Origin of the sequence: Spongiactinospora gelatinilytica, from assembly GCF_003236385.1 — a bacterium.
Lineage (GTDB): Bacteria > Actinomycetota > Actinomycetes > Streptosporangiales > Streptosporangiaceae > Spongiactinospora > Spongiactinospora gelatinilytica.
On sequence record NZ_POUA01000300.1, the window covers coordinates 1 to 9,797 of the forward strand.

Sequence of the window (9,797 nt, forward strand, 5' to 3'; positions counted from 1 at the left end):
GCCCGCAACCCACCCCGCTGACGCGCCGACACCGTCACCGACGCCATCGGATCCACCTGCACCCACCCCGCCAGCACCGCATGCTTGAACAACGCCGACACCGAACGCCGAAACCGCGCCTGAGAGGCCGCACTCTGCACCGCCCCACCCGAAGACCGCTCCACCGCCGCCGCGGCCGGGCGCCGCCCGTCCGGCTTACGCGCGAACGCCAGCAACACCGCGTCCACATCGGCCCCATCCAGATCGTCCAGCACCCGCCCGCCGCCGGCCAGCTCCACGAACGTCGCCACATCCCGCGCATAGACCTCCGCCGTCGCCGGCGACAACCCACCCGTCAACGTCCGCGCCCGGACCAGCTCCACATAACGATCGGCCGCCTCGGCGACCGACAGACGGTTCAACGCAGCGGGCCGCATGATCTCGGCGATTCCTTCCAGCCGGCGACAGCAGACGACGTGATCGCCAACCTACCCGCCGCCGCCGACATTTCCGCAACCCCCGCGAACACGGGGGAGCCGGGGGAGCGCGACGCAACCCCCGGCCGGGTACGCCAGCGCCCTGCAGATCGTCCGGCCCGCGGCCCACGGCCCGACCAACCGCGAGATCGGAGAAAGGCCCTACCTCTCACCGCGTAACGATCGGCTCCCACCTCAACCGGGCGTTCCGCAAACCGGGCATCACCGCCCGGTCACAACTGCGCGACATGCTCGAAGGCACCACCCGAGCAGCACTGACACAGATCGTCAACTAATCGGCTCTCACAGGACTGGCCGCCGCGCCGGCCCTGCGTAGGGTTTCAAAGAGGCGGCAGTGCGACATCCGCGCTCTCCGTCCGCTGCCGCGCCAAGCGTTCAGACGCATCCACGAGAAAAGGAAACACACCCATGCGCGCCCTTGTGGTCGATCACGGCGAAGCCGGACCCGTCCGGTTCGCCGATGTCGATGAGCCCGTGCCGACCAGCGACCAGGCACTGGTCGAAATACGACACATCGGCCTCAACTTCGGAGAGCTGAACTACGTCCGCAAATGGCCGGCCGACACCGTGCACGGCCACGACGCGGCCGGCATCGTGCTGCGCGCCGCATCCGACGGCTCGGGGCCACCCGAAGGCACGCGCGTCGCACTCGGAATGGCCGCCCACGCGTGGGCGGAGCGGGTCGCGGTCAGCCCCGCCTCACTCGGCACCGTCCCCGAAGGCGTGGATCTGGCCGACAGTGCCGCACTCGGGATCGCCGGAATCACCGCACTGCGGGTACTGCGCAGGCGCTCCCTGCTGGCGCGCAACGTCCTGATCACCGGCGCCAGCGGGGGAGTGGGGCACTTCGCCGTCCAACTCGCGGCACTGGCAGGCGCCCGGGTGACGGCACTCGTGGGCTCACCGCACCGGGCCGCCGGACTCCGCGAACTCGGAGCCCACAAAATCCTGACCGACCTGGCCCAGACCGAACACCACTTCGACCTCGTCCTGGACTCGGTCGGCGGGCCGCTGGTCGCCCAAGCATGGAGCCACCTCGCCGAAGGCGGCACCATCCAGCTCGTCGGCTACTCCTCCGGGCAGGACACCACGTTCCCAGCAGAGGCCTTGTCCGGCTTCGGCGAACCCCGCAGCATCACCACCTACGGCGACCTGACGCCCGGCTTCGTGACGCCCGGCGTCATAACGCCGACCAGCGCGGACCTGACAGACCTGCTCGACCTCATGGCCACCGGAAGACTCACCGCACCGGTCGGACTACGAGGCGACTGGCAGGACGTGCACGACGCCGTCCAGGCACTGTTCGCAAGAAAAGTGCACGGAAAGATCGTTCTTGACGTGACCTGACGCCCGCCCACGAGAATGGAACGATGGACATACTCGCCGAGGCCTTACGTGTATCGGGTGCGCGAGGAGCACTCGGGGTCGTACTGAAGGCCGGAGGAACCTGGGGCATGTGGAAGGACTCCTCTCCGGCAGCGGCACTGCACGTGGTGGCCCACGGCACGATGTGGCTCCACCTCCCGGGCGAGAAACCCCTGGAAATACAGGCAGGAGACGCCGTCCTGCTCTCGCCCGGCACCGCCCACGGGATAGCCGGCGGACCCGACACCATAATGGGCCCCTGCGACCGGAAGGCGGCGGCCCAGGCCATCACCGACGGCAGCGCCCTGCACCTGGGCTCGACACCGGCGCACACGGAAGTGCTCGTCCTGCGCTATGAACAGGACCCGGAGGTGAGCACCCCGGTGCTCACCTCCCTCGTCCGGCCGATGCACGTCAGGAGCCGGGAGAACGCACAGCTCAAAAAGACCGTCGAACTGCTCACCGCCGAGCTCGCGCAACCGCAGATCGGCACCACCGCCGCCCTCAACAGCCTCATCGACCTACTGCTCATCCAGTTCATACGCGTCTGCCTGGCCCGTAACCCGGACAAGCAGCCCGGCTCATGGCTGGGCGCGATGCGCGATCCGGTCGTGCGCGACGCCCTGGCATGCGTCCACGCCCGACCGGAACACCCCTGGACCACCGAGTCCCTGGCGGCCGCGACGGCGGTCTCCCGCACGACGCTGTCCAGGCACTTCCGCTCCGCCCTCGGACAGACGCCGGGCGCGTACGTGACGCAGTGGCGCATGGACCTGGCGTCCGTCCGGCTCCGCAACACCGACGAGCCGGTCGAGTCGATCTCCGGCGCGGTCGGCTACGCCTCTCCGCACGCTTTCAGCCGCGCCTTCCGACGCGCCCGGGGCATGCCCCCGGGCGAGTACCGTTCCCGGCTCCGCAGGTGATCGCGGCAGCCCGCTACTTCAGGTGTCCGTTCGGTCACAGTGAGAGATCGGCCCATCATGGACCTCTCAGGGCAGGGGAGTGGCGAGCGCGAGCCGGGAACGCAACCTGCGGCGGAGGCCACCGCCGCGCCGGCCAGGTCATCGCCTGCGCACTCGGCCACCGCCTCGCCGCCCGCGGTGGGCCGGCCTACCGCTGCGGACCGGTCTACCATCCGCCGAAAACCACCAGAATGGAATGAAGCCCAACACATTCTGATACCGGACAGAATCCACCTTCTGTCCGGTATCGCACATTTTTCCAGGTCAGGCGGTATCCGCCTCCGACTCAAGCGCGTTCACGAACGCCGCCGCCTCGGCCTGGCCCATCCCGGTCTCACCTCGGACCAGGTGAACCGCCTGCTCAAAACGCCCGGACGCCTTCAGCTCACGGGCACGCCCGGCCAGGGTACCGATCAGCGGTGACACGGGGCGACCGGGCGAAACGGACAGTGGCCGCCCGGCGGCGATCGCCTCGGCGGCCGGTTTGGCCTCCTTCAGGCCCAGCGTGGTCTCCTGCCTGATCAGCTTGATCGCGTGGAGCAGGCGATCGGCGTCGGTGAGCGCGCGTACACGCCGTTCCAGGTCGTACGACAGGACCGGCGATGGCCGCGGTACGTGCTCGCCTCTGTTGCGGGCGGCGGTGCGCGCCAGTGAGATGACGCCGATCACTACGAGCACGGCGAAGATGAAGAAGCCGCCGAGTATCAACAGTTCTGCCGGTCCGAGTCCTGCCACGGTGTGATCGTACGATGTTCCACCGCTTTCCACCCCTCCCGCGAATGCTCGATAATGAACATTATGTCAAGTAGCGTGAGATCGGGCCCCTCCCCAAGGCCGCTGGAGCGGCCCCCGGCACATACACCGGTAGGCGTGAGCAGCGACCCCGAGCCCGTGAGCGCACCCCTCGCCAGCGGTGATCACCCAGCACATCGACCACGAGACCCGCTCCCCGCACCAGCCCTCCACCATGATCCTTACCGTGCTACCCGTCTGACACGCGCCCGACCTCGCCAACACGGCCGGCGACCAGGAGAGAGACGAGCCCTCCCCCACACTCACGGACCACCCCCTCTGCGATAACAGCAGTTTGGAAGTACCTTTGCAGGTGCCACCGGTGCGGCGTGATCGTGGACGCGGGTACGCGCCAATGACGTTCATGCCAAGCGAGATGCGACAGGCCCGCAAAAGGGTTTTGCGGTCAGGCCACGTGTCGTTCGGCGCACAGGGCGGCCAGGGTGTCCAGGGAGATGCCGAGGGCGGTGGCCAGGGCGGCGACGGTGAAGAAGGCGGGGGTGGGAATGCGCCCGGTCTCGATCTTGCGGAGGGTCTCGGCGGACAGGCCCGCGGCGGCGGCGACGGTGGTCATGCCGCGGTCGCCGCGGGCTTGGCGCAGCAGGAGGCCGAGTTGACGGCCTCGGTCGCGTTCTGGCTCGGTGAGCGGGGTGCGGACCATGTGAGCGATCCTAGACGACGGCCCACCGCCCGGATCGGGCTTGCGGGCTTGACCCTCACGTAACGTCAGGCCGCAGCCTGGTCGATAGCGGCGCCGGAAGGAGGAAGAAGAAGATGGGGCTGCCGGTGGGACAGGTGGCACGGCTGGCGGGCATCACCGTCCGCACGCTGCACCACTACGACGAGATCGGACTGCTCACCCCCGGTGAGCGGACCGCCTCAGGCTATCGGCACTACACCGGGCACGACCTCGAACGGCTGGAACAGGTCCTGTTCTACCGCGAGCTGGGGTTCGCCCTGGAGGAGATCGCGGCCATCTTGGACCAGCCCGGCGCCGACCGGATGACACACCTGCGGCGGCAGCATGAGCTGCTGATGCGGCGCATCGCCCGGCTTCGGGACATGGCCGCCGCCGTCGAACTGGCCATGGAGGCGCAAACGATGGGATTCGATCTTTCACCCGCCGAGCGGCTGGAGGTGTTCGGCCGGTTCCGGCCCGAGGATTACGCGGCCGAGGCGGAGGAGCGCTGGGGCGGCGGGAATGAGTTCGCCGAAAGCCGGCGCAGGGTGGCGGCCTACACCAAACAGGACTGGCTGCGGCTGCGTCAGGAAGGTGAGGAGATCGTGGCGGGCCTGGCCGCCGCCTTCGCCGCCGGTGAGCCGCCCGGCGGCACGACGGCGATGGATCTGGCCGAACGGCATCGCGGGCACATCACCCGCTGGTTCTATGACTGCGGGTATGAGATCCACCGCGGGCTGGGCGAGATGTACGTGGCCGATGAGCGGTTCGCCGTCCACTTCGAGCAGACGGCCCCGGGTCTGGCCGCCTACGTGCGGGACCGATCGCCGCCAACGCCGACCGCGCCGCATCCTAGCCGGCGTCCTGTTCTAGCCGGTCTCGGCCACGGCGGCCTGGTGCAGGCGGTAGCCGAGCCGCCGGTACAGGGCGATGGCGGCGGTGTTCCAGCCGTCGGCCATCAGGCAGGCGCGGCCGTGCGCGGCGATCAGGTGCTCGGTGACGAAGCGGCACACCCGCTCCCCCAGTCCCCTGCCACGGGCCGGTACGGCGGTGGCCACCCCGGCCAGCAGGCCCGCGGTGGGGGCGCTCCAGGCGTCGGCGGCGACCGCGGCGAGGGCCTGGCCGTGGCGGATGCCGGCCCAGGCGCGGACTCCGGGGATGCCGGGCACGGCGTAGGCGTCGGGGCTGGCGTCCGCCAGCAGCGCGGTGACCTCGCCGGCCGCGGCGGCCGGTAACCACGCCGCCCCGCCGTACCCACCGCCCGGCGGCGGACCCGGCGGGGGCGGGGTGGTGGTGTCCATCCACACGAACCGGGCCGCCACCCGCAGCCCCGTCACGCGGCGGGCGACCTGGGTGATCAGCTCATCGCCGCCCAGCGGCCGGTAGGTGGTCCCGCACTCCCCCAGCGTGTGCGCCACCAGCCGCGCCGCCGCACCCGCGGGCCCGGCGACCGCGAGCCGGTCCCGGCGGCACAGGTCGGGGCTGGCCACCGCCACGGCATCGCCCAGCCGGAACGCGCGCACCCCGCCGTCCAGCCGCTGGGCCGCCCACATGACCAGCGAGTCGTCCCCGGCGACGGCGTGGACCTCCGCCAGGCGGGTCACCTCGACGATCACAAGATGGCGGCCGGGGTGTAGGCGGCGGCGCCGGGGTGGCGGGCGGTGATCCGCCCGATGCGGGCCACCACGTCGGCGACCTGTGCCTGGGCGGCGCCGGTGAACGATGTGGCGTCCGACAGCAGGCCGGTGATGGCCGCCTCGTCCAGCGGGAAACGGGCATCGGCGCCCAGGCGGGCGGGCAGGGTGTTGCCGCCGCCGTGGGCGCGCATGTGCAGTGCCGCGGCCACCGCGTGCTCCTTGATCAGCTCGTGTGCGGTCTCGCGGCCGACCCCGGCGCGCACCGCGGCCATCAGCATCTTGGTGGTGGCCAGGAACGGCAGGTAGCGGCGCAGTTCGGTGTCGATGACCGCGGGGAAGGCGCCGAACTCGGCCAGTACCGTCAAGGTGGTCTCGCTCAGCCCGTCGAAGGCGAAGAACGCGTCCGGCAGCGCCACCCGCCGCACCACCGAGCAGGAGACGTCGCCTTCGTTCCACTGCCCGCCGGCCAGTTCGCCGCCCATCGCCGCATACCCGCGCAACACCACGGCCAGGCCGCCGATCCGCTCACACGAGCGGGTGTTCATCTTGTGCGGCATCGCCGAGGACCCGACCTGCCCCTCCTTGAACCCCTCGGTGACCAGTTCGTTGCCGGCCATCAGCCGCACCGAAAGGGCCAGGCTCGCGGGGGCGGCGGCGAGTTGCACCAGCGTGGTGAGGACCTCATAGTCCAGGGAACGCGGATAGACCTGCCCGACGCTGCCCAGCCGGTGGGTGAAGCCCAGGTGGGCGGCGACGCGGTCTTCGAGGTCGGTGAGCCGTTCGGGGTGGCCGCCGAGCAGGTCCAGCATGTCCTGGGCGGTGCCGACGGGGCCTTTGACGCCGCGCAGCGGGTAGCGGTCCAGCAGGCCGTCCAGGCGGGCGTAGGCGGCCAGCAGTTCTTCTGCGGCGTTCGCGAAGCGTTTGCCCAAGGTGGTGGCCTGGGCGGGGACGTTGTGGGAGCGGCCGGTGATGACGGTCGCGGAGTGCTCGGCGGCCAGTGATGCCAGGCGGGCCAGGACGGCCACGCACCGGTCGCGTACATGCAGCAGGCTGTCGCGGATCTGCAGTTGCTCGACGTTTTCGGTCAGGTCGCGCGAGGTCATGCCCTTGTGGATGTGCTCATGCCCGGCCAGGGCGTTGAACTCCTCGATGCGGGCCTTGACGTCGTGGCGGGTCAGGCGTTCGCGGGCGGCGATGGACTCGGTGTCGACGTCGTCGATGACCTTCTCGTAGTCGCTGATCGCCGTCTGCGGGACCGGCACCCCCAGGTCGGCCTGCGCTTTGAGGACCGCCAGCCACAGGCGGCGCTCGGCGATCACCTTGTGCCGCGGGGACCAGATGCGGGTCAGCTCCGGCGAGGCGTACCGGGCGGCCAGGACGTTGGGGATGTGCGGCTTGTCGGTCACATCGCCGCAGTTTATCGGCCGGTCCCGGGGGTGGCGGCCGGTGGGGGCGCTCGCGTGTCCCCACCGGCCGGGCCGGGTTCACTTGGGTGCGGTGGCCTGCAGTTCCTTGCCGCCGGGGCGGGAGTCGGCGGCGTGCTGCCCGCCTGCGGGCTTGCGCCGCAGTCGTTCCTTGGTGCGTTCGACAATCGTGTAGAGGGTCGGCACCAGGATGAGGGTGAGCAGTGTGGAGGACACCAGGCCGCCGATCACCACGATCGCCAGCGGCTGGGAGATGAACCCGCCGGAGCCGGTCAGTCCCAGTGCCATCGGGATCAGGGCGCAGATGGTCGCCACGGCCGTCATCAAGATCGGCCGCAGTCGCCGCCTGCCGCCTTCCATCACGGCCTCCACCACGTCCATGCCTTGTGCCCGGTACTGGTTGACCAGGTCGATCAGCACGATCGCGTTGGTGACCACGATGCCGATCAGCATCAGCATCCCGATCAGTGCCGGGACGCCCAGCGGGGTGCCGGTGGCCAGCAGCAGCCCGAGTGCGCCGGTCGCCGCGAACGGCACCGACACCAGCAGGATCAGCGGCTGGATGAAGCTGCGGAACGTCGCCACCATGATCATGAAGACGATGGCGATGGCGGCGAGCAACGCCACCCCCAGGTCGGCGAACGCTTCCTCCTGGTCGGCGCTGACGCCGCCGATGCTCCAACCGGCGCCCGCGGGCAGGTTCAGGGCGTTCAGCTCGGCGGTCAGCGCCGTGGTGACACTGCCCAGGTCGCTGGCGGTGGCGCGGCCGGTCACGGTGGCGCTGCGCTCGCCGTCGATCCGGGTGACCTGCGTGGGGCCGTCGACCTCGGAGACCTCCGCCACGTCGTCCAGTTCGACGGTGCCGGTCGCGGTGGGCAGTTCCAGCTTGCGGATCTGTGACAGCGAGCCGGGGGTGTCATCGCCGCGCAGTACCAGGTCGGCGGCGCGGTCGTCCAGCGTGAGCCGTCCCAGTGGCGCGCCGCGGAAGGCCTGGGCGACGGCCTGGCCGATCGCCGTCTCGCTCAGGCCCCGCTCGGCGGCCTCCTTGCGGTCCACGCGCACCTCCACCCGCCGGGTGGCGGCCTCAAGGTTGGAGGTCACCTCCGACAGGCCGGGCACGCTGGCCATGGCCGAGGTGACCGCCTCGGCCGCGCGGCGCAGTGTGTCGGTGTCCGGGGCGCGGACGATGACCTGCATCTCGTTGGCGGAAAAGCCCGGGCCGCCGCCTTGTTCGCTGATGGTGACCTGCCCCACGCCGGATAGTGCGGCCACCGCGGTGCGGATCTCGTCTTGTACGGCCGTGCTGTCGGCGTCCTCCTCCAAGGTGATGGAGAAGGAGGAGCGGTCGGCGATGCCGCCGCCGGGCATGCCCATGACTCTGCCACCCGAGCCGACGTTGACCTGATAGGACCGCACGCCCCGCATGCCGGTCAGGACCTCTTCGACCTTTTCGGCGGCGGCGTCGGTGGTGGCCAGGTCGGTGCCGGTCGGCATGCGCTGGGTCATGGACAGGGTGTTCTGCCCGGCCGCGGACAGGAAGTTGGTCTCCAGGCGTCCGGCCAGGCCCATGGTGGCGGCGAAGATGACCAGCCCGGCCAGCAGGGTGATCAGCCGGCGGCGGGTCGCGAAGCGCAGTACGGGCAGGTAGGCCCGCTGCAGGGGGCTGCGCAGTTCTTTGGCTTCGGCGCGTTCGCGGATGGCCTGCATTTCGGCGGGGGTGGCGGTGGGCGCCTTGAGGAACCAGTAGGCCAGTACCGGGATGACGGTCAGGGACACCACCAGTGATGCCAGCAGCGCGACGGTGACGGTGATGGCGAAGGGGGCGAACAGTTCGCCGACCATGCCGCCGACCACGGCGATCGGCAGGAACACCGCCACGGTCGTCAAGGTGGAGGCGGTGACGGCGCCGCTGACTTCCCGTACCGCTGAGGTCACCGCGGTGCGTTTGGGTTCGCCGTAGGCCAGATGGCGTTTGATGTTCTCAAGGACGACGATGGAGTCGTCCACGACGCGGCCGACGGCGATGGTCAGTGCGCCGAGGGTGAGCATGTTCAGGGAGTAGTCGCCGACCCACAGGGCGATGAGCGCGATGACCACCGACAGCGGGATGGACACGGCGGTGACGATGGTGGAACGCAGTGACAGCAGGAACACCAAGATGACCAGGACGGCGAAGGCGAGGCCGAGCAGTCCTTCGGTGGTGAGGTCCTTGATGGCGTCTTCGACGTAGGGGGCCTGGTCGAACACGACGGTGATGGGCACGTTGCCGAGGGCGGCCGTCAGGGCGGGGATCTTGTCGCGTACGGCGTGTGAGATGGCCACGGCGTTGCCGTCGGGGGTCATGGTGATCGACACGCCGAGGCTGGGTTCGCCGTCGGTGCGGGTCAGTGTGGTGGCCTCGGTGATCTGCCGCTTCACGTCGGCGACCTCGCCCAGTTTGACGGGCTTTGGGGGCTTGGCGG

General features: G+C 70.2%; 8 protein-coding genes and 1 pseudogene. 3 read left to right on the forward strand and 6 right to left on the reverse strand.

Features of this window, described 5'->3' with window-relative positions:
* Nucleotides 1-416: site-specific integrase (locus C1I98_RS28955; RefSeq protein WP_497845712.1), on the reverse strand; the 416-nt coding region annotated here is incomplete at its 3' end.
* Between the two features lie 468 nt (nucleotides 417-884).
* Here C1I98_RS28955 and C1I98_RS28965 point away from each other — a divergent pair.
* Together C1I98_RS28965 and C1I98_RS28970 are read left to right on the forward strand one after the other, a co-directional pair.
* Nucleotides 885-1,823 carry a zinc-binding dehydrogenase gene (locus C1I98_RS28965; RefSeq protein WP_111170576.1) on the forward strand — a complete coding sequence of 313 codons (939 nt, stop codon included), beginning with the start codon at nucleotides 885-887 and terminating at the stop codon, nucleotides 1,821-1,823.
* A 23-nt stretch (nucleotides 1,824-1,846) separates the two neighbouring features.
* Nucleotides 1,847-2,764 (forward strand): AraC family transcriptional regulator, encoded by a 918-nt coding sequence (locus tag C1I98_RS28970; RefSeq protein WP_111170577.1) that lies wholly within the window; start codon nucleotides 1,847-1,849, stop codon nucleotides 2,762-2,764.
* A 303-nt stretch (nucleotides 2,765-3,067) separates the two neighbouring features.
* Here C1I98_RS28970 and C1I98_RS28975 read toward each other — a convergent pair whose 3' ends face one another.
* Together C1I98_RS28975 and C1I98_RS28980 are read right to left on the reverse strand one after the other, a co-directional pair.
* Nucleotides 3,068-3,538, reverse strand: a complete 471-nt coding sequence (locus C1I98_RS28975; protein ID WP_146607681.1) for a hypothetical protein — start codon at nucleotides 3,536-3,538, stop codon at nucleotides 3,068-3,070.
* 463 nt (nucleotides 3,539-4,001) lie between these two features.
* Nucleotides 4,002-4,256: a helix-turn-helix domain-containing protein gene (locus tag C1I98_RS28980; RefSeq protein ID WP_111170579.1), complete on the reverse strand. Its 255-nt coding sequence runs from the start codon at nucleotides 4,254-4,256 to the stop codon at nucleotides 4,002-4,004.
* 113 nt (nucleotides 4,257-4,369) lie between these two features.
* On the opposite strand from C1I98_RS28980, the pseudogene C1I98_RS28985 reads away from it, so the two are divergent.
* Nucleotides 4,370-5,035 (forward strand): annotated as a pseudogene (locus C1I98_RS28985) (MerR family transcriptional regulator); the annotation flags it as partial.
* Nucleotides 5,036-5,143: 108 nt separating this feature from the next.
* On the opposite strand, the gene C1I98_RS28990 reads toward C1I98_RS28985, so the two are convergent.
* From C1I98_RS28990 to C1I98_RS29000, 3 genes are all read right to left on the reverse strand, one after another.
* Nucleotides 5,144-5,878 carry a GNAT family N-acetyltransferase gene (locus C1I98_RS28990; RefSeq protein ID WP_199537289.1) on the reverse strand — a complete coding sequence of 245 codons (735 nt, stop codon included), beginning with the start codon at nucleotides 5,876-5,878 and terminating at the stop codon, nucleotides 5,144-5,146.
* Nucleotides 5,879-5,886: 8 nt separating this feature from the next.
* Nucleotides 5,887-7,317, reverse strand: a complete 1,431-nt coding sequence (purB, locus tag C1I98_RS28995) for an adenylosuccinate lyase (protein ID WP_111170580.1) — start codon at nucleotides 7,315-7,317, stop codon at nucleotides 5,887-5,889.
* Between the two features lie 78 nt (nucleotides 7,318-7,395).
* On the reverse strand, nucleotides 7,396-9,797 hold a 2,402-nt coding region (locus C1I98_RS29000; protein WP_111170582.1), incomplete at its 5' end, for an efflux RND transporter permease subunit.

Coding starts and splice junctions, on each gene's coding strand:
- C1I98_RS28965 (WP_111170576.1), top strand. CDS start 885: ATGCGCGCCCTTGTGGTCGATCACGGCGAAGCCGGACCCGTCCGGTTC.
- C1I98_RS28970 (WP_111170577.1), top strand. CDS start 1,847: ATGGACATACTCGCCGAGGCCTTACGTGTATCGGGTGCGCGAGGAGCA.
- C1I98_RS28980 (WP_111170579.1), bottom strand. CDS start 4,256: ATGGTCCGCACCCCGCTCACCGAGCCAGAACGCGACCGAGGCCGTCAA.